The organism is Streptomyces sp. NPDC126503, assembly GCF_040302405.1.
GTDB classification, from domain to species: domain Bacteria; phylum Actinomycetota; class Actinomycetes; order Streptomycetales; family Streptomycetaceae; genus Streptomyces; species Streptomyces gulbargensis.
The window spans coordinates 42,029-61,000 of sequence record NZ_JBEORS010000013.1; the positions used below are offsets into that span (position 1 = coordinate 42,029).

Sequence of the window (18,972 nt, forward strand, 5' to 3'; positions counted from 1 at the left end):
GGCCGGAAAACGCAAAAGGACCCGGGGGCTGCTTCGCCCGGATCCTCTGCCAGCAGAATAGCCCACATGACTTCCGCGGCAGAGGGCCGATTTCACATGGTGGATGTTTTCTCGCTCACTTCCGTCCATCACCGCGTGCCGCGCCGGGCGATGCTCCGCACGGAGGACGGCGTCCCGATCGAGGCGGTCTACGAACCCGCCACGGCCAGTGTCACCGACACGGGAGTGACGGGCACGGCGGTGCGGGACCCGGCGGCGACCGACACCGCCGTGGTCCTGGCGCACGGCTTCACCGGTTCCGCCGGCCGGCCCTCCGTCCGCCGCGCCGCCCGGATCCTCGCCGGGCACGGGGCCGCCGCCGTCGTCACCTTCTCGTTCCGCGGCCACGGCGGTTCCGGGGGCCGTTCCACCGTCGGTGACCGCGAGGTCCTCGACCTGTCGGCGGCCGTCCGCTGGGCCCGCGAGCAGGGCCACGCGCGCGTGGCGACCGTCGGCTTCTCCATGGGCGGCTCGGTGGTGCTGCGGCAGGCCGCGCTGGACCGGGGGACGCCGGGCAGCCCGGACGCCGTGGCCGCCGTCTCCGCCCCCGCGCGCTGGTTCTACCGGGGGACCCCGGCCATGCGCCGGGTGCACTGGGTCATCACCCGTCCGGAGGGCCGGCTCGTGGGCCGTCTGGGGCTCGGCACCCGGATCGACCACCGCGCCTGGGACCCCGTCCCGCTCCCGCCGGTGGAAGCCGTGCGGCTGATCGCCCCGACCCCGCTCCTGATCGTGCACGGCGACCGGGACCCGTACTTCCCGCTCGACCACCCCCGGGCGCTGGCCGCGGCGGCCGGGGAGGGCGCGGCGGAGCTGTGGCTGGAGCCGGGCATGGGGCACGCGGAGAACGCGGCGGGCCCGGAGCTGCTGGCCCGCCTCGGAAACTGGCTCACGCGCCGATAGCCCATCATGGGGGGCGGCGCGCACACGAACGAAGGGAGCGCCGCTATGGCAGCGGGAACCATCCGCTACTGGGCCGCGGCCAAGGCCGCCGCCGGTGTCGCCGAGGAGCCGTACACCGCCGAGAACCTGGCGGAGGCGCTGGACGCGGCCCGCGCGAAGCACCCGGGCGAGCTCGTCCGGGTCCTCCAGCGCTGCTCGTTCCTGGTCGACGGCGACCCCGTCGGGACCCGGAGCCATGAGACGGTACGGCTTGCCGAGGGCGGCACGGTCGAGGTGCTCCCCCCGTTCGCAGGAGGGTGAACCCCAGAGCATGAGCAACGAGCAGCAGTACGACCCGTACGGGCGGGGTCAGGGGTACGGGGCGGAGAACCCCGCCGAGGTCACCCAGACCTGGGAGGGCCAGACCTGGGACACCCAGTACCAGCCGGCGGTCCGCCCGCAGCAGCCCGCCCCGGCGCCGCCGGAGACCTCCGCCGCGTACGGGGAGCCCGCCCCGGCCCCGTACGGGACGACGCACACCCCGGCCCCGGCTTCGTACGACACGGCGGCTCTGCCGCCGCAGCAGTACGGGCATCCGCAGCCCCGGCAGGGGTACGCGCCGCAGACGTACGGGCAGCAGTACGAGCCGTACGCGGAGCGGTACGCCGAGCCGTACCAGCAGGCGCAGGGGTACCCGCAGGCGCCGGGCCACGCCCAGCCGCAGCCGCAGACCCCCGCCCCCGCGCAGCCGCAGCCGCAGACCCCCGCCCAGCCCTACGCGGAGGCCCCCGCGCCGGTTCCGGCGCCCGGGGCCGGCCCGGCGTACTCGGCGCCCACCACCTCCGGGAACCTGCGGGTCACCGACGCCCAGCGGGCCCGGGCCGAGGGCCGCTCGCCCGTGATCGAGCCGGGCATGCAGCCCGCCGCGCTCACCGCCGTGCTCTCCCTGCTCCTGGCCGGCGGCGCCACCCTCGGCACGTACGGGCCGCTCGTGCCGCTCGTCCTGCTGCAGGGCCTCACCGCCGCCGGCTGGTTCCGGCTCAACGGCATGTGGCCGGCCCGGCAGGGCATCGCCCTCGCCTTCCTCGGCGGGCTCGTCTCCGACGCGGTGCTGCTCGCCGCCGGACGGGAGCACGCGGGCGCCGCGATCCTGGGCACCCTCGGCGTGTGGGTCCTGCTCTGCCTGGTCCTCCAGCTGCGCAGCCACGCCGACCCGGACGAGCGCGTGTACGGCCTGATGGCCACCGTCGCCTCGGCGGCCCTGACGATCGTCGCCACCGGGCACCTCGGCTCCGAGGCGGACGCGGTGACCGTCGGCGGGGTCGCGGTCGCCGCCGCCGTCCTCGCCCGGGCGCTGCCGCTGCCCGGCCCGGTCTCCCTGGTCGTCGCGCTGCTCGCCGCCGCGGGCGGCGGCGTCGCGGCCGGCGAGCTGACCGGGCTCGGCGCCTCCGGGGCGCTCCTGGGCCTGGCGGCCGGAGTCTGCGCGCTAATCGGCCTGCGGGTGGCCAGCTACGACTACCCGTCGCGGTTCGTGCACATGACGGCCGGGATCGCGCTGCCGCTCACGGCCGCGGCGCCCGCCGTGTACCTGCTCGGGCGCGCCCTGGTCTGACCGGCGCGGACACCGGGTCCGGCCCGCCCCGGGAACCATTCGGCCCTCCGACACGTCGATCTTCGTGTCGGAGGGCCGTTTCGTTCACCTGTTCCACGCGCCCGCACTCATCGGCCCGCTCTCGTCGGCCTGACCCCAGGGGGACGCACAGCCCATGCGCGCACTGCGGATTCTGTTGATCGTGGCCGTCGTGCTGGGCGGAGCTCTCGTCGGGATCGACCGGCTCGCGGTGGCGTACGCCGAGTCGGAGGCGGCGAGCCGGGTCAAGCTCTCGGGCGCGGGGAGCGAGTCCCTGGAGATCGACATCAAGGGCTTCCCCTTCCTCACCCAGGTCGCGGACAAGCGGTTCGAGGAGGTCGAGGTGGTGGCGACCGGTGTGAAGGCGACGGCCGGCAGCCGCCAGATCCGGATAGGCGAGCTCACCGCCGATCTGCGGGACGTCACCGTGACCGGGGACTGGGCGGGGGCCAGGGCGGCCTCCGCGTCCGGCACGGCCCTGATCTCGTACGCCGATCTCTCGGCCGCCTCCGACCGCGAGGCGACCGTGGCCTACGGCGGCCCGGGCAAGGTGAAGGTCACGGGCGGCGTCAGCTTCATGGGCCGCACCCTCACCCGTACGGTCCTGTCCACCGTGACCGTCGTCAACGGCGGCACCATCCGCGTCCACGCCGACGAGGTGCCCGGCGAGGGCATCCCGGGCCTGGAGGAACTGGTGCGCACCCGCACCGACTTCGAGCGTCCGATCGGTCTCGTCGCCGGCATGAAGGTGGAGAAGGTCGAGCCCCGCCCGGAGGGCCTGGCCGTCCTCGTCTCGGGCAAGGACATCGTCCTCGGAGGCTGATTCCGGCCCCCCGGATCACATGCTGAGACGCTGAGGTCCGCTCCGCAGAAGCGCACGGAAAACACCCGGTACGGGAGCGCCCGAAGCCCTGGTCAGCGGCTTGCGCGTCCCGCATGGTGGACGATCGCGTCTCGAAATATGACACGCCGGTGACACGGTCGCGTCTGCGTCCCTACGATCGTCGGCATGAAGCGACAGGCGGACCTCACGAAGCGGCGGGCAGTCGACCTGTGCCGCGTCGCCGCCATGCTCTGTCGCTCCGTCTGAGCGGGGCGCCGGGCCCTCACCGGCTCCCGTATTCCTCAGGCCCTTCGACTCGAGTGTCGGGGCCACCCCCTGTGTAGCCGTACGCCGTCGTACGCACCCCACGACGCGTATCCGCACCACCCCCGCACGACACCGCCGCACACTGCCCCGGAGGAGAAACAGCATGGCTCGCAGCGACGTCCTGGTCGACGCAGACTGGGTCGAGGCCAACCTCGACAACCCGAAGGTCGCCATCGTCGAGGTCGACGAGGACACCTCGGCCTACGAGAAGAACCACATCCGCAACGCCATCCGGATCGACTGGACGAAGGACCTGCAGGACCCGGTCCGCCGTGACTTCATCGACCAGGAGGGCTTCGAGAAGCTCCTCTCGGCCAAGGGCATCGCCAACGACACCACGGTCGTCCTCTACGGCGGCAACAACAACTGGTTCGCCTCCTACGCCTACTGGTACTTCAAGCTCTACGGCCACCAGGACGTGAAGCTCCTCGACGGCGGCCGCAAGAAGTGGGAGCTCGACTCCCGCGACCTGGTCGACGGCTCCGAGGTCCCGTCCCGCCCGGCGACCGAGTACAAGGCCAAGCCGCAGGACACCTCGATCCGCGCCTTCCGCGACGACGTCGTGGCCGCCATCAACGCCCAGAACCTGGTCGACGTGCGGTCGCCCGACGAGTTCTCCGGCAAGCTGCTCGCCCCGGCCCACCTCCCGCAGGAGCAGTCGCAGCGCCCCGGCCACGTGCCGAGCGCCCGCAACATCCCGTGGTCGAAGAACGCCAACGACGACGGCACCTTCAAGTCGGACGAGGAGCTCAAGGCCCTCTACGAGGAGGAGCAGGTCGATCTGGCGAAGGACACCATCGCCTACTGCCGCATCGGTGAGCGTTCCGCGCTGACCTGGTTCGTGCTGCACGAGCTCCTCGGTGTCGAGAACGTCAAGAACTACGACGGCTCGTGGACCGAGTACGGCTCCCTCGTCGGCGTGCCGATCGAGCTCGGCGCCAACAAGTAATCCGGTCGCGCGACCGACACCCCTCCCCAGGACAGGACAGAGAACATGTGTGGAGCTCAGATCGGCGGCCCCGACGTCAGCACGCTCAAGCCGGGTGAGACGGCCATCCAGGGCCAGGTGACCAAGGACGGCGAGCCCGTCACCGGTTACGTGCGCCTGCTCGACGGCTCGGGCGAGTTCACCGCCGAGGTCCCGACCTCGGCGACCGGACAGTTCCGCTTCTACGCGGCGGCCGGCGAGTGGACCCTGCGGGCCCTCGTCCCGGGCGCCCAGGCGGACCGCAAGGTCGTCGTCACCGAGGCGGGCAGCCTCACGGACGTGGCCATCGCGGTCTGACCCGGGACACCGAACGGCCGGAGGGCCGTGCCTCCTGGGGGGTTGGACGCCATCACCAGGACTGAGAGGCACGGCCCTCCGGTCTGCCCGCGTACATCCGCCCGGGGCCGGCCGGACGTACGCTGAAGGTGTGTACGCCCGGCGCCGACGCGCCTACTTCTGGCTGATGGGTGCCTGCCTGCTGCTGTTCGTGGGCGCCTGGGCCGTCGTACGCCTCTTCTCGACCCCCGCCGCCGTCGCCATGTGCGTCGTCGCCATGGTCATCCCCCCGGTCGCCGCGGTGATCGCCAACCGCCGGGGCCCCGACGACCGCTGGTGGGACGACCCCTCCGGCGATCCACGGTCGGACGAATGGTGGGACGAGCTCGACGGCCGCGGACGCCGCGAGGACCGGTGAGACGGGACCGGGGCCTCAGTAGACGAGCGCCTGCGTCCCGTCCGCCATGGCCTCCTGCACGAACACCTGCGCCCCCGCGATCCGCACGCCCTCCAGGACGTCCTTCTCCGTGATCTCCCGGCGCGCCGCGCACTGCGTGCAGAGCGTGATCCGCCCGGCCGCCAGGATCGAGTCGATCAGATCCGGCAGCGGCGCCGCGTGCGGCAGCTCGAACTCCGCCGCCCGCCCCGGCAGCGCGAACCACGACGACTCGCCGGTCAGCCAGAGCGACACCTCCACCCCGCTCGCCACGGCGACGGCGGCCACCGTGAAGGCCTGCGAGCAGCGTTCGGGGGCGTCGGCCCCGGCGGTCACCTTGATCACGAGCTTCTTCGCCATAGGCCGAACTGTAATGCGAGGCGGTGCAACCTCGGACGGCACTCGCAAGTCAGTTGGGTGCGCGGATGAACGGAATCCGCCCTTCAGGTCTCGTGGGGGGACTCGTGCACACAGAAGAAAGCGTCCGGACCGAGGACACGGCATCACCGCCCGTGCCGGACGCCGTTCCACGGGCCGTGGCGGACGCGGCGGCTCCGGCCGGGCGTCCGCGCCGGGCGGTCCGGCGCGGCGCCGGGCTGATCGCCGTCGCCGCCGTCCTCGGCCTCGTCGGCGGCACCGCCGTCGGCTACGGCGTCCAGGTCCGGCGTGAACCGGCCCCGCTGCCTCCGCTGAACCAGCTGGACCTCGCCCACCCGGCTCCCCTCCCGAAGGGGCAGGAGCCGGAGCCGCTCACGGCTGCGGAGGACCGCATGCTCAGGACGCAGGGGGACCTGCGGAAGCTGCTGCTGCCGAGGCCGGCGGGGGCGCAGGCCTGGGGCGAGGACGGATGGGTGCCCCTGGCCGAGTACCTCTCCTCGTACCAGTCGCCCGCCCGGATGATGGCGTTGCAGCTCGAGATGGGCATCCGGCGCGTGGCGAGCCGGTCGTGGCGCTCGGGCGGGCACCGGAGCGTCACGGTCAATCTCGTCCAGTACCGGCCCGGCTCCGCGAACTCCGCTGCTGAGCACGTGGAGAACCAGCAGGCCTTCACGGTCGGCGCGACGCCGGCCGCCTCCCCGGGCGAAGGGGTGAAGGGTTCGGGCAACGGCCGGGCCTACCTCCTCCCGCTGCAACGTGAGGCGGGGTACCAGGACTGGTACGAGGCCAGGGCGTACGTCCAGCGCGGGGACATCGCGATCGAGATCCTCATCTCGGACACGCAGAAGATCGCCGGGAGCGACATCCGCTCCCTGGCCGAGCGGCAGCTGGAGCGCCTGTGAGCGGGACGAGTACGGCGACAGAAACGAGCGGGAAGCCCGCCGGGAGGCGCCGGGCCGCGCTGACCGCGGCCCTCGTGCTCACGGCCGTCGGCGGCGGCATCACCTTCACGGCCGTCACCGCCGCGGGCGCGGACCGGACGGCACCCACCGTGGCGTGGGCGGACCCGACCGCCACCGCGCACCCCGAGGGCCCGGCCGCCGCCCTGGCCGAGGGCCGTGCCTCCACACCGCTGAGCAGACTCCTCCTACCGGTCCCGGACGGCTACAAGCTCGGCGCGGACATCGAGGGGTACGGAAACGACGGCGAGCTGGGAGCCGAACAGGCCGCGGCCTTCTTCAAGCAGAGGGACGAGGACCTCTACGGCAAGAAGCGCCGGGAGTACGAGAAGCGGGTCGACCAGCTCGGCATCCAGGGCATGGCGGCGCGTTCGTACGCGACCGCGGGCAACGACCTCCACATCGAGGTCTTCGTCCTGCGCATGAAGGACAGGAAAGCGGTCCGTGCCTTCTCCGGATTCCGCACGAGCCTCCTCGAAGCCGAGGAGCTCACCGAGGGGCCCGAGGTCGAGGGTCACGGCGAGAACGCGGCCTGCTACCTGGCCACGGACTCCGACGGGTCCGGTGCGTCCGCGGAGTCCGGGGACAACCCGGGCTCCCCGCTCCAGGGCATGCTCTGCTCGGCCTACGACGGCGAGGTGATGGTCACCGTCGCGGCGTTCGGCGCCGACCCCTTCGACTCGAAGGGCGTGGCGGAGCTGGTGAAGAAGCAGCTCGACCACATCCAGTCCCCGGGAGAATACGTATGACCGAGCAGACGACCGCGCGAGCCGCCGAAGCGGAGGCACCCGCCCCGGTGACGCCCGGGCCCACCGGACCCGCCCCCGCGGCCTCCCGCCGGCCCCGGCGCGCCCGGTGGGCCGTGGCCCGCTGGACAGCCGCCGTCGTCGTGTGCGGCGGGGTCGGCACCGGGACCGCCCTGGGGATCACCGCGCTCGACCGGGCCGACGTCCCCGGACTCGAGACCCGGAGCGACGGCCGGTGGTCCTACCCACCGCTCCGGCTCCCGGCACTCCCGGCGGACCGGCCGCGCCCCTTCACCGCCGGCGGCAACGACGGCGAGATCCACCACGCCGACGTGCGGCAGCTGCTCCTCCCCGCACCGGCGGGCGCCACCCCGGACGCGGAGCTGAACGGTGGCTGGGTGTCCGACGACGCCTACCTCGCGACCTACGGGAAGGAGTGGCGTGCGCCCCTGAAGCAGGCCCTGCGCGACTCGGCCCTGCGCCACATCACGGCCCGCGGGTGGACGACACCGGACGGCACCACGACCCGTATACATCTGCTGAGGTTCACCTCCGTCGCCTTCGCCGAGGAGTTCAGGATCGAGTCCGTGCGGTCGGGCGACCCGGAAGAGGCGCTGCCCGAGGGGGTGACCGAGGGGGAGATCCAGGAGAGCGCGGCCGGCGACGTGCAGGTGCCCGGCGTGGCCGCGTACGTGTACCAGGAGAAGAAGCCGTACGGCCCGGAGCGGACCCGCTGGGCCTACGTCCAGGCCGGCGACACGCTCGCGCTGGTCACCCAGTCCCGCGCCGGCGAGGCGCTCACCGTCCCGTTCCAGCAGACCGTGGCCCTCCAGGCGCAGCTGCTCGGCTGATCGTCGCGAGACCCACCTCACGGAGTGCGCCGGGCCCCCGCCCACTAAGCTGGGGTCCGGCCCGTTCCGCCTTCACCGCTCAGCCGAGGAGCACCCCGTGATCATTTTCTTCGAAGCTCTGCTCGTCCTGGTCTGCGTCGGCGTGCTCGCCTTCGCCGGGCTGACCGTGAAGAAGCTGTACCAGGGCCAGCGGTAATCCCACCGAGAGAACCTCAGAGCTGCTCATGATCGAGATCCCGTCCGACCTCAACCCCGGCCTCGTGCCCCTCGCCTTCCTGCTCGGGACGTGGGAGGGCGCGGGTGTCTCCGACTTCCCCGGCGCCGAGAAGTGCAACTTCGGCCAGTCCGTGACCTTCAGCCACGACGGCCGGGACTTCATCGAGTACCGCTCGCACTCCTGGGTCCTGGACAACGAGGGCAACAAGGTCCGCCCGCTGGAGAGCGAGAGCGGCTACTGGCGGATCGACAAGGACCGCAAGGTCGAGGTCGTCATGGTCCGTGACCAGGGCGTCGTCGAGATCTGGTACGGCGAGCTCGCCGACCAGAAGCCGCAGATCGACCTGGCGACGGACGCCGTGGCCCGCACCGCGGCCTCCGGCCCGTACAGCGGTGGCAAGCGGCTGTACGGCTACGTCAAGAGCGACCTCATGTGGGTCGGCGAGAAGGCGACCCCCGAGGTCCCGCTGCGCCCCTACATGTCGGCACACCTCAAGAAGGTCGTCACCCCGGAAGAGGTCGCCGAGATGGCGCGCAACCTCCCCGACATGCCCGACGACGGCATCGCCTTCTTCCGCTAGGCGGTTCCTCCGGACCGGCCGGAGCCATCGAGGTCGCCACCGCGCCCTCCTACACTGGGGGGCGTGGTGAGCACCGACTGGAAAAGCGACCTGCGGCAGCGCGGCTACCGGCTGACGCCGCAGCGCCAGCTCGTCCTGGAGGCCGTGGACGCGCTGGAGCACGCGACGCCCGACGACATCCTCGGTGAGGTGCGCAAGACCGCCTCCGGGGTGAACATCTCCACCGTCTACCGGACCCTGGAGCTCCTGGAGGAGCTGGGGCTGGTCAGCCACGCCCACCTGGGCCACGGCGCGCCCACCTACCACCTCGCCGACCGGCACCATCACCTGCACCTGGTCTGCCGGGACTGCTCCGAGGTCGTCGAGGCGGACGTGGAGGTGGCGGCCGAGTTCACCGGCAAGCTCCGCGAGACCTTCGGCTTCGAGACCGACATGAAGCACTTCGCGATCTTCGGGCGCTGCCGGGACTGCGCGGCGAAGGCGGACGGCAACGGGGACAACGGGAGCGACGCGAGCAAGGGGAGCGGTACGGCGGAGGACGCCGCGCCCGAGTCGTAGGCTCTCCTGTATGAAGAGTCCTCTGCTGTCCCTGCCCGGCGCCGTCCCCGCCGAAGGCCGTGACGAAGGCGTCGCCGCCCACTACGGCGACCTGTTCCGCGAGCAGCGTGCCCTCGCCGACGGCACCGGATTCGTCGACCTCTCCCACCGGGGCGTCGTCACCGTCTCCGGCGACGACCGGCTGAGTTGGCTGCACCTGCTGCTCACCCAGCACGTGAGCGACCTGCCGCCGGGCCGGGCCACCGAGGCGCTGATCCTCTCCGCGAACGGGCACATCGAGCACGCCCTGTACCTCGTCGACGACGGCGAGACGGTGTGGGCGCACGTGGAGCCCGGCACCCAGGGCGAGCTGATCGCCTACCTGGAGTCCATGAAGTTCTTCTACCGGGTCGAGGTCGCCGACCGGACGGACGAGACCGCCGTCGTCCACCTGCCGGCGGGTTCGGTCACCGAGGTGCCCGGGGGCGTGGCCGTACGGGAGACCGCGTACGGCAGGGACGTGTTCCTGCCCCGCGCCGGTCTGGAGGCCTTCGCGGCCGAGCACGGCCCGGCCGCCGGCATCCTCGCGTACGAGGCGCTGCGCGTGGAGGGGCACCGGCCGCGGCTCGGCTTCGAGACCGACCACCGCACCATCCCGCACGAGATCGGCCTCATCGGCAGCGCCGTGCACCTCCAGAAGGGCTGCTACCGGGGGCAGGAGACGGTCGCCCGGGTGCAGAACCTCGGGAAGCCGCCGCGCCGCCTGGTCTTCCTGCACCTGGACGGCAGCGAGGTGCTGCTGCCGGCGCCCGGCACGCCCGTACGGCTGGCCGCCGACGGCCCCGAGGGGCGGCAGCTCGGTTTCGTGACGAGCGCCGTCCGCCACCACGAGCTGGGCCCCATCGCCCTGGCCCTGGTCAAGCGGAACGTACCGGTCGACGCGCCGCTGGTCGCCGGGAACACGGCGGCGGCGCAGGAGACCGTCGTCGAGCCCTGAGCCGCCTGATTCCCCGGGGATCGAAGCCCTGAGCCGCCCGATCCCCCGGAGAACGAAGCCCTGAGTCCCGGTCCCCGGGGCTCAGACCTCCAGAAGCACCGTGAACGGGCCGTGGTTCGTGAGCGAGACGCGCATGTCCGCTCCGAAGCGGCCCGTCTCCACGTGCGCGCCCAGGTCGCGCAGCCGGGCCACCACCTCGTCCACGAGCGGCTCGGCGACGGGGCCGGGGGCGGCGGCGTTCCAGGTGGGCCTGCGGCCCTTGCGGGCGTCTCCGTAGAGGGTGAACTGGGAGATCACGAGCAGCGGGGCGTTCACGTCGGAGCAGGACTTCTCGCCCTCCAATACCCGGACGGACCAGAGTTTTCTGGCCAATTGGGCGGCCTTTTCCGGAGTGTCGTCATGGGTCACCCCGACCAGGACGCACAGCCCCTCACCGGTGATCTCACCCACCGTCTCCCCTGCGACGACGACGCTCGCGCCGTCCACCCTCTGCACCACCGCTCTCATGCGCACCAACCTACCGACTGACTTGGGGAGGGCCGAACGGGTGCAGAGCGACTGCACCGCCCCGGGTGCGGGTGGCACCATGCGTGTCAGGCGGTGCGCCCCCGCACCGGTCGAGGGGACGATTCTCATGAGTGCACCTGGCAGCGGGCCGATGTCGTCCGGTCCCGTACCGCTCACCCGCGTCGGCGGTTCCTCCGTCGTACGGCCGCCCGCGCAGCGCAGCGCCGAGCCGGCACCGCCGGACGGGGCGGCGCGGCCGGACCTCGGCACGCTCCGGCTGCCGGAGCTGCGGGCGCTGCGCCGGGAGGCGCAGGGCGACGAGGCCGATCTCAGCTATGTGCGGAGGATGCTCCAGGGCCGGATCGACATCCTGCGGGCGGAGCTGGCGCGGCGCGCCGATCCGGAGGCGCCGGGCCGGCGCGCGGACCCCGAGGCCCCGGTGCTCGACCGGCTCTCCGAGATCCTGGCCGACGTGCCGTCCCGGCACCGCAGTTCCGCCCGGCACGTCACGCTGTCGACGCCCCGGGGCGAGGAGTACCGGCGGCTCGCGACCGAGATGCTGTCGGAGGTCGAGCTGTCGGACCTGTCGGCGCGGACGGACGAGGAACTGCACGCGGCGATGGGCCGGCTCGCCGGGTACGAGCAGCAGATCTCCCGCCGCCGGCAGTCCCTCCAGCGGACCGCCGACGACTGCGGGGCGGAGATCGCCCGCCGCTACCGGGAGGGCGAGGCCCAGGTCGACGACCTGCTGGCGTGAGGCCGGCGGGGCGCGTGAGGTCGGTGGCTCGGGCGGCTTCCGTCCGGGGCCTCGGGTCCGTCCGTACGGCTCCCCTCCCGGCGTCCGACGCCGCCTCAGGTCCCGGCGCGCGCCCCGCCCTCGGGCGGGCGGAAACTCGGGTGCGGGGCCGTGGGGGCGTTCCGTAGGGTCAGAGGATGACTGTCGACGTGCGCGCCGTGACGGAGTCCGAGTATCCCGACTGGCTGCGGGCTCTGCACACCGGTTTCCTGCGGCCGCCCGTGGTGTCCGACGCGCTGGTCGCGGACCGGCTGCCGCACGTCGACCTCGACCGGACGCTGGCGGCCTTCGACCGGGGCCGTGCCGTCGCCACCTTCCGCTCCTTCCGGCAGGAGGTCAGCACGGTCGGCGGCGGCTCCCTCACCGCCGACGCGATCACCCAGGTCACCGTCTCCCCGACGCACCGGCGCCAGGGCCTGCTGAGCCGGATGATGAGCGCCGACCTGGCGGCGGCGAGGGAGCGGGGCGACGCGATCGCCACCCTGATCGCCGCCGAGTACCCGATCTACGGGCGGTACGGCTTCGGCCCGGCGAGCTGGACCACCGAGTGGAGCGTGGAGGTGGCCCGGGCCGGTCTCGACCCGCGCCGCACCGGCCGCCCGGAGGACGGGGGCCGGATCGAGCTCTCCGACGGCGCGGAGATCCGGAAGACCGGCCCCGAGGTGCACCGCCGGCTCGCCGCCGTACGGGCCGGGGTCACCGACCGCACACCGCGCGGCTGGGACGTGGGCACCGGTCTCGGCCACCACCTGGATCCGTGGACGGAGCCGTTCTACGCGGTGTACCGGTCGGAGTCCGGCGAGGTCGAGGGCTATGCCGCCTACACCGCCGACGACAAGTGGGGCGACGCCAAGCAGCCGGACAACACCGCGTCCGTACAGGACCTGATCGCGGTGACACCGGCCGCCGAGCGCGCCCTGTGGCGGTACCTCTGCTCCCTCGACTGGGTGGCGACCGTCCGCACCGGCCACCGGGCGCCCGACGACCCGCTGCCCCTGCTGCTGCCCAACCCCCGGGCCGCGCGGATCGTGACACACGCGGACATGCTGTGGGTGCGGGTCCTGGACGCCGTCCGGGTCCTGGAGGGGCGGACGTACCCGGTGGCGGAGAGCCTGGTGCTCGAGGTGCGGGACGGGGACGGGTTCACGGGCGGCCGCTACCGGCTCGACGCCTCGCCCGACGGCGCCGAGTGCGTCCGTACGAACACCGAACCCGCCGATCTCGAGCTCGACGTGGCGGAGTTGGGGCCGCTGGCCTGGGGTGACGCGTCGGCCGTCCGGCTCGCCCGGCTCGGGCGGATCGAGGAGCTGACGCCGGGCGCGGCCGGACGCGCCGAGCTGCTGTTCCGCACCCCGCTGCGGCCGTTCTCGCCCGACATCTTCTGAGGGCCAGGCCCCGGGGGCGGGGCCGGTCAGCGGGTCCTGAGGCGGAAGAGGAAGCCGGAGGAGGCGAGCGCCAGGGCCAGCAGTCCGGCGCACCAGGCCAGCGCGATCCAGGGGTCGGCGCCCACCGGCCGGTCGAGCAGCAGGCCCCGCATCGACTCGATCAGCGGGGTCACCGGCTGGTGTGCGGCGAAGCCGTGCAGCCAGTCGGGCATCGTGTCGATCGGTACGAACGCGCTGCTCGGATACGGCAGGAACATCATCACGAAGGTGACCGCGCCGGCCGCCTCCGGTGTCCTGGTGAGCAGGCCCGCCGTCGCCGACAGCCAGGAGACCGCGGTGATGAAGGCGAGCAGCAGTCCGATCGCGGCGAGCCAGCCGGCCGGGGTGGCCCCGGGCCGGAAGCCGATGAGGAAGGCGACGCCGAACACCAGGGCGGTGGCGAGGACGTTGCGGGCGACGGCGGCCACGACGTGCCCGGCGAGGATCGGGACGCCACCGACGTCGAGGGTACGGAAGCGGTCGACGATGCCGCGTTTCATGTCCTCGCTGACGGAGACGGCGGTGCCGGCCGCGCCGAAGCCGGCGCAGAGGACGAGGACGCCGGGGACGACGTAGGTGACGTACCGGGTGCCGGTGTCGATGGCTCCGCCGAAGAGGTAGACGAAGACCAGCATCAGCATGACCGGCAGCATCATCGAGGTGAGGACGGCGTCGACGGCGCGGCGGCTGAGGCGGATGCCGCGCCCCGCGAGGGTGGCGGTGGCGGTCAGCGGCCTCGTGCCGAGGGTGTCAGGCAGGGACATGGCCGGTCTCCTGGTCGGGGGTGTGGGCGGCCGGGGCGGGGCGGGTCGGGTCCGCCGGGGCGGGGTCGGTCGAGGTGAGGTGGAGGAAGACGTCGTCGAGCGTGGCGGCGTGCACGCCGAAGCGTTCGACGTCCCGTCGCCCGGGGTCGAGTTCGTCGAGCAGGGCGCGGACGTGCGCGGCGCTGCCGTCGGTGGGAACGCCGAGGGTGAGCGTCGCCGGGTCGTGGGTGACGGCCCGGCCGCTCAGGCGCAGATAGGCGGCCCGGTCGCGCAGGACGAGGTCGAGGCGGTGGGCGCCCCAGCGGGACTTGAGCGCGGCGGGGGTGCCTTCGGCGAGGACGCGGCCCCGGCCGAGGACGGCGACGCGGCCGGCGAGCCGGTCGGCCTCCTCCAGGTACTGGGTGGTGAGGAAGACGGTGGCGCCGTGGCGGGAGAGTTCGCGGACGGCGTCCCAGAGCTCCTGGCGGCTGCGCGGGTCGAGCCCGGTGGTCGGCTCGTCCAGGAAGACGACGCGGAGCGCGGCGGGGTCGCGGACCAGGCCGGTGGCGAGGTCGAGGCGGCGGCGCATCCCTCCGGAGTACGTACGGGCGAGGCGGTCGCCGGCCCCGGTGAGGCCGAAGCGTTCGAGGAGTTCGCCGGCCCGGCGGTGGGCGGCGCGGCGGGAGAGGCCGGAGAGCCGGGCCGCCATGCGCAGGTTCTCGGTGCCGGTCTGGTTCTCGTCCACGGCGGCGTACTGGCCGGTGAGGCTGATGGCGGCGCGGACGCGGGAGCGCGCGGTGACGACATCGTGGCCGGCGACGCGGGCGTGCCCGGCGTCGGGCGGGGTGAGGGTGGTGAGGACGCGGACGGTGGTGGTCTTCCCGGCGCCGTTGGGGCCGAGGAGGGCGAAGACGGTGCCGGACTCGACGCGGAGGTCGAGGCCGTCGAGGACGCGGACGTTCCCGTAGGACTTGGACAGGCCGGTGGTTTCGATGGCCGGAGGCATGGGTGACTCCCTGGGCGTGGGCCGGGGACGCGTACTGCGTATGCCATACGCGTTACTGTTTAAGGGTTACGCATTACTAGGATGGGCGTCAAGCGGGCGGCGAGGTGCGGAGGCGACGAGTGGCGGCGGACGGCGGTACGAAGGGCGGCGGGGCGAGGCCTGGAGCGGGGGCCCAGGGCGGCGGCAGCTTCCTCCCGCCGGTCGTCGAGGCGGCCTGGGGGCTCAGGGAGCGCCCCACCAAGGGCCCGAAGCCGGGCCTCACCCTGGACCGGATCGTCGGCGCGGCCGTCGCCCTCGCCTCGGCGGAAGGGCTCGGCGCCGTCTCCATGGGGAGGGTCGCCAAGGAGCTGGGCGTCTCCACCATGTCGCTCTACCGGTACGTCTCCGCCAAGGACGAGCTGTACGTCCTCATGCAGGAGGCCGCCACCGGGGCCCCGCCCGAGCTGTTCCCGCCCGGCACCCCGTGGCGCGAGGCGATCGAGCGGTGGGCCCGCGGCATGCGCGAGGTCTACCTGCGCTCGCCCTGGCTGCTGCGGGTCCCCGTCTCCGGGCCGCCCGCCACCCCGAACGCCGTCGCCTGGTGGGAGCAGGCCCTGGTCGCGCTGGAGGGGACCGGACTGGACGAGGGGGACAAGATCTCCGTGACCCTGCTCGTCGCCGGCTTCGTCAAGAGCGAGACCCTGATGACGGTGGAACTGACCGAGGCGATGGCGGCGGCGGCCGGCCAGGGCGGCGGCGACGGCGCCGGTGAAGCCCTCGCCCACTACGGCCGCACCCTGCGCCGGCTCGCCGACCCCGCCACCTACCCGGCGGTCGCCCGGCTGCTCGCCTCCGGCGTCCTGGACGCCCCCGACGAGCCGGACGCCGAATTCCGCTTCGGCATGGCCCGCATCCTCGACGGCGTCGCGGCCCTGGTGGAAGGGCGGACCTCGTGACGCGGCCGCACGGCGAGCGGGGCGCGGGAGAGGCTGCCGAGCCCGTGGGGCCGGTGGGTCCGGGCGGGTCAGGCGCATCGGGCCAGGGCGTGGGTTCGATGGGGTCCGGTGGACCGGGCGGGGTCGCCGGGACGGGCGGAGCCGGAGCGCTCGGGTTGCGGGAGCGGAAGAAGCGGCGGACCCGGCAGGCGCTCTCCGACGCCGCCGTCGCCCTCTTCCTGGAGAAGGGGTACGACGCGGTCTCGGTCGCCGAGATCGCCGCCGCGGCCGAGGTGTCGAAGCCGACCCTCTTCCGGTACTTCCCCGCCAAGGAGGACCTGGTCCTCCACCGCTTCGCCGACCACGAGGACGAGGCCGCCCGGGTGGTGACCGCCGCCCGCGCGGCCGGCACCGCGCCGCTCGACGCCCTCCACGCGCACCTGCTCTCCGGCCTGGACCGGCGCGACCCGGTCACCGGCCTCTGCGACGACCCCGACGTCCTCGCCTTCCACCGGCTCCTGTACGGCACGCCGGCCCTGGTGGCCCGCCTCCCCACCTACCGGCGCCGGTCGGAGGCAGCCCTCGCGGCGGCACTCGGCGGCGACCCGCTGGAGGCGCGCCTGGCCGCCGGGCAGATCGTCGCCGTGCTGCGAATCCTGGCGGAGGAGAACGTCGACCGGATCGCGGGCGGGGCGACGGCCGACGCTCTCGCGGGGGAGGCGGTGGCGGCGGCCGGCCGCGCGTTCCGGACGCTGCGGGAGGGCCTCCCGTACTAGGTCGGGCCCGGCCTACCGTGCCGCTACCAAGTAAAAAATGTAACTCAGTAACGACATTCGCTAGGCTGGGCGGAATGACGTCACTGAGCACCCGCCCCTGCCCGGACCCGTCCCCCGACCGCGCCCCCGACGGTGGCCTCGACCGTGAACTCGAACGGGAGCGCGCGCATCACGAGGCCTGCCGCGCCGCCCTGACCCGGATGACCGACGACGTCACCGAGCAGGTCGTCACCGGCGAGGACGTCGCCGCCTCCGGCGCCGACGCCGAGATCCTCGGTCGCCACCTCCGCGGCCGAGCCAAGGAGATGGCCGAACTCCCGCCGGGCCCCCTCTTCTTCGGCCGGCTCGACCGGGCCGACGGCCAGACCCACCACATCGGCCGCCGCCGCGTCGCCGAGGACCCCGCCGCGCCGCCGCTCGTCATCGACTGGCGGGCCCCCGTCGCCCGCGCCTACTACCAGGCCGGGACCCAGGACCCGCAGGGCGTGCTCCGCCGCCGGCGCTTCGGCTGGGCGCCGGGGAGCACGGGCGCCCCGGAGGAGCTCACCGCCCTGGAGGACGAGCACCTCACCGCGCCGGGCGGGCCCGGGCCCAGCGCGATCGTCGCCCGGGAGATCGAGCGGCCGCGCACCGGCCCGATGAGGGACATCGCCGCCACCATCCAGCCCGACCAGGACGACCTCGTACGGTCCGACCCGGCCGTCTCCCTCTGTGTCCAGGGCGCCCCCGGCACCGGCAAGACCGCCGTCGGCCTGCACCGGGCCGCGTACCTCCTCTACACCCACCCCCGGCGGATCGGCCGCTCCGGACTCCTCGTCCTCGGCCCGCACCCCGCCTTCCTCTCCTACATCGCGGAGGTGCTGCCCGCACTCGGTGAGACGGGGGTGCGGCAGACCACCCTGGAGGAGGAGATCGCCCGCGGACCCGTCGGGGCCGAGGACGGCGAGGCGGCCGCCCGCGTCAAACACGACGCCCGCATGGCGGGGGTGCTGCGGCGCGCGCTGTACGGCCGGGTCCGCACGGAGGTCGCCGAGGACCTGGCCGTGCCCGACGGCTCGTACCGCTGGCGCGTCCCGGCCGACGAGCTCGCCGGCATCCTCACGGCGGTACGGGAGGAGGCCCCGCCCTACGCCACCGGCCGCGAACGCGTCCTCGCCCGGGTCGTCCGGGCCCTGCGGGAGCGGGCCGAACGCCGCTCCGGCACCAAGGGAGCGGCCTGGGCGCGGCGGGTCGAACGGGCCCGGCCGGTGACCGCCTTCCTCGACGCGCACTGGCCGAGGACGACGCCGGAGGAGGTACTCGCCGGCGTGCTCACGGCTCCCGGCGACCCGGCGCTCACCGAGGAGGAGCGGGCCGCGATCCGCTGGGCCCGGCCCCCGCGCTCGTACCGTTCGGCCCGCTGGACCGCAGCCGACCACGTCCTCCTGGACGAACTCGCGGGTCTGATCGAACGGCCCGAGGGCTACGGGCACATCGTCCTCGACGAGGCCCAGGACCTGTCGCCCATGCAGTGCCGGGCCGTCGCCCGCCGCACCGCCTTCGGTTCGCTCACCGTCCTCGGCGACCTGGCGCAGGGCACCACCCCCTGGGCGGCCCGCGACTGGCGCGAGCAGCTCGCCCACCTCGGCGCGCCCGGGGCGCCGGTGGTGCCGCTGACGACCGGCTACCGCGTCCCGGCGGCGATCGTGGAGCTCACCAACCGGCTCCTGCCGCACCTGGGCGTGGACGTCCCCGCCGGACGGTCGGCGCGGACGGACGGTGAGGTGACGGCCTGGCCGGCGGAGGGCGGACTGCTCGACGCGACGGCCGCGGCGGTCGCCGCGGCGCGGGAGACCGAGGGCTCGGTCGGGGTGATCGCCCCCGGGGACCTGGTCGGTCCGCTGCGCGAGCGGCTGGCGGGGGAGGACCGGGTCACGGTGCTGCCGCCGGAGGTCGTGAAGGGCCTGGAGTACGACCACGTGGTGGTGGTCGAGCCGGCCGCGATCATGGCCTCGGGCCCGCGGGGACCGCACCAGCTGTACGTGGTCCTGACCAGGGCGGTGTCCCGGCTGACGCTGGTGCACGCGGAGGCGCTGCCCCGGTGGCTGGGCCTGGTCTGAGACGCCGCCGCCCCCGGCGCCGTCCCCGGTGAAGGGGTGCG

General features: G+C 73.9%; 23 protein-coding genes. 19 read left to right on the forward strand and 4 right to left on the reverse strand.

Annotated features, from left to right (window positions below; translation table 11 throughout):
- The first annotated feature begins 66 nt into the window (after positions 1-66).
- The 8 genes from ABTY40_RS18360 to ABTY40_RS18395 all read left to right on the forward strand — a co-directional run bounded on the left by ABTY40_RS18360 (position 67) and on the right by ABTY40_RS18395 (position 5,383).
- Complete coding sequence (locus ABTY40_RS18360; protein ID WP_352060464.1) at positions 67-942, forward strand: alpha/beta hydrolase family protein; 876 nt, start codon at positions 67-69, stop codon at positions 940-942.
- A 45-nt stretch (positions 943-987) separates the two neighbouring features.
- Positions 988-1,242, forward strand: coding sequence for a MoaD/ThiS family protein (locus ABTY40_RS18365; protein WP_345278910.1), 255 nt, complete (start codon positions 988-990; stop codon positions 1,240-1,242).
- A gap of 10 nt (positions 1,243-1,252) precedes the next feature.
- Positions 1,253-2,533, forward strand: coding sequence for a hypothetical protein (locus ABTY40_RS18370; protein WP_352060465.1), 1,281 nt, complete (start codon positions 1,253-1,255; stop codon positions 2,531-2,533).
- 154 nt (positions 2,534-2,687) lie between these two features.
- Positions 2,688-3,374, forward strand: a complete 687-nt coding sequence (locus ABTY40_RS18375; RefSeq protein ID WP_352060466.1) for an LmeA family phospholipid-binding protein — start codon at positions 2,688-2,690, stop codon at positions 3,372-3,374.
- A gap of 186 nt (positions 3,375-3,560) precedes the next feature.
- A complete protein-coding gene (locus ABTY40_RS18380) occupies positions 3,561-3,641 on the forward strand; it encodes a putative leader peptide (RefSeq protein WP_350497993.1) in 81 nt (26 codons plus the stop codon).
- A gap of 163 nt (positions 3,642-3,804) precedes the next feature.
- Complete coding sequence (locus ABTY40_RS18385; protein ID WP_345278904.1) at positions 3,805-4,650, forward strand: sulfurtransferase; 846 nt, start codon at positions 3,805-3,807, stop codon at positions 4,648-4,650.
- A gap of 45 nt (positions 4,651-4,695) precedes the next feature.
- Complete coding sequence (locus tag ABTY40_RS18390) at positions 4,696-4,986, forward strand: DUF1416 domain-containing protein (RefSeq protein ID WP_309050912.1); 291 nt, start codon at positions 4,696-4,698, stop codon at positions 4,984-4,986.
- A gap of 61 nt (positions 4,987-5,047) precedes the next feature.
- Positions 5,048-5,383: a DUF3099 domain-containing protein gene (locus ABTY40_RS18395; RefSeq protein WP_502990618.1), complete on the forward strand. Its 336-nt coding sequence runs from the start codon at positions 5,048-5,050 to the stop codon at positions 5,381-5,383.
- A 15-nt stretch (positions 5,384-5,398) separates the two neighbouring features.
- Here the strand turns inward: ABTY40_RS18395 and ABTY40_RS18400 are convergent, their stop codons facing one another.
- Positions 5,399-5,761 carry a DsrE family protein gene (locus ABTY40_RS18400; protein ID WP_345278900.1) on the reverse strand — a complete coding sequence of 121 codons (363 nt, stop codon included), beginning with the start codon at positions 5,759-5,761 and terminating at the stop codon, positions 5,399-5,401.
- Positions 5,762-5,913: 152 nt separating this feature from the next.
- Here ABTY40_RS18400 and ABTY40_RS18405 point away from each other — a divergent pair, with 152 nt between their 5' ends.
- The 6 genes from ABTY40_RS18405 to ygfZ all read left to right on the forward strand — a co-directional run bounded on the left by ABTY40_RS18405 (position 5,914) and on the right by ygfZ (position 10,666).
- Positions 5,914-6,681, forward strand: coding sequence for a hypothetical protein (locus tag ABTY40_RS18405; protein ID WP_352060467.1), 768 nt, complete (start codon positions 5,914-5,916; stop codon positions 6,679-6,681).
- A complete protein-coding gene (locus ABTY40_RS18410; protein ID WP_352060468.1) occupies positions 6,678-7,487 on the forward strand; it encodes a hypothetical protein in 810 nt (269 codons plus the stop codon). Before ABTY40_RS18405 ends, ABTY40_RS18410 begins: the two co-directional genes overlap by 4 nt.
- Entirely contained in the window at positions 7,484-8,335 is an 852-nt protein-coding gene (locus ABTY40_RS18415) for a hypothetical protein (RefSeq protein WP_352060469.1), read from the forward strand. The genes ABTY40_RS18410 and ABTY40_RS18415 overlap by 4 nt, the downstream gene beginning before the upstream one ends.
- 224 nt (positions 8,336-8,559) lie before the next feature.
- Positions 8,560-9,132: a heme-binding beta-barrel domain-containing protein gene (locus ABTY40_RS18420; RefSeq protein WP_309050910.1), complete on the forward strand. Its 573-nt coding sequence runs from the start codon at positions 8,560-8,562 to the stop codon at positions 9,130-9,132.
- Between the two features lie 63 nt (positions 9,133-9,195).
- Positions 9,196-9,690 (forward strand): Fur family transcriptional regulator, encoded by a 495-nt coding sequence (locus tag ABTY40_RS18425; RefSeq protein WP_352060470.1) that lies wholly within the window; start codon positions 9,196-9,198, stop codon positions 9,688-9,690.
- 10 nt (positions 9,691-9,700) lie between these two features.
- Positions 9,701-10,666, forward strand: a complete 966-nt coding sequence (gene ygfZ / locus ABTY40_RS18430) for a CAF17-like 4Fe-4S cluster assembly/insertion protein YgfZ (protein ID WP_352060471.1) — start codon at positions 9,701-9,703, stop codon at positions 10,664-10,666.
- An 81-nt stretch (positions 10,667-10,747) separates the two neighbouring features.
- On the opposite strand, the gene dtd is transcribed toward ygfZ, so the two are convergent.
- A complete protein-coding gene (gene dtd, locus ABTY40_RS18435) occupies positions 10,748-11,173 on the reverse strand; it encodes a D-aminoacyl-tRNA deacylase (protein ID WP_309050907.1) in 426 nt (141 codons plus the stop codon).
- 127 nt (positions 11,174-11,300) lie between these two features.
- On the opposite strand from dtd, the gene ABTY40_RS18440 reads away from it, so the two are divergent.
- A complete protein-coding gene (locus ABTY40_RS18440) occupies positions 11,301-11,930 on the forward strand; it encodes an RsiG family protein (RefSeq protein WP_345278892.1) in 630 nt (209 codons plus the stop codon).
- Positions 11,931-12,106: 176 nt separating this feature from the next.
- Positions 12,107-13,354: a GNAT family N-acetyltransferase gene (locus tag ABTY40_RS18445; RefSeq protein ID WP_352060472.1), complete on the forward strand. Its 1,248-nt coding sequence runs from the start codon at positions 12,107-12,109 to the stop codon at positions 13,352-13,354.
- A gap of 26 nt (positions 13,355-13,380) precedes the next feature.
- Here the strand turns inward: ABTY40_RS18445 and ABTY40_RS18450 are convergent, their stop codons facing one another.
- Positions 13,381-14,157: an ABC transporter permease gene (locus tag ABTY40_RS18450; protein WP_352060473.1), complete on the reverse strand. Its 777-nt coding sequence runs from the start codon at positions 14,155-14,157 to the stop codon at positions 13,381-13,383.
- Positions 14,144-15,142, reverse strand: a complete 999-nt coding sequence (locus ABTY40_RS18455) for an ATP-binding cassette domain-containing protein (RefSeq protein WP_352060474.1) — start codon at positions 15,140-15,142, stop codon at positions 14,144-14,146. Before ABTY40_RS18455 ends, ABTY40_RS18450 begins: the two co-directional genes overlap by 14 nt.
- A 119-nt stretch (positions 15,143-15,261) precedes the next feature.
- On the opposite strand from ABTY40_RS18455, the gene ABTY40_RS18460 reads away from it, so the two are divergent.
- From ABTY40_RS18460 to ABTY40_RS18470, 3 genes are all read left to right on the forward strand, one after another.
- The gene (locus tag ABTY40_RS18460; RefSeq protein WP_352060475.1) at positions 15,262-16,077 is read left to right on the forward strand and encodes a TetR/AcrR family transcriptional regulator; all 816 of its coding nucleotides are present in this window, start codon (positions 15,262-15,264) and stop codon (positions 16,075-16,077) included.
- Positions 16,078-16,175: 98 nt separating this feature from the next.
- Complete coding sequence (locus ABTY40_RS18465; RefSeq protein WP_352060476.1) at positions 16,176-16,832, forward strand: TetR/AcrR family transcriptional regulator; 657 nt, start codon at positions 16,176-16,178, stop codon at positions 16,830-16,832.
- A 74-nt stretch (positions 16,833-16,906) separates the two neighbouring features.
- Entirely contained in the window at positions 16,907-18,931 is a 2,025-nt protein-coding gene (locus ABTY40_RS18470; protein ID WP_352060477.1) for a HelD family protein, read from the forward strand.
- Positions 18,932-18,972 lie beyond the last annotated feature (41 nt).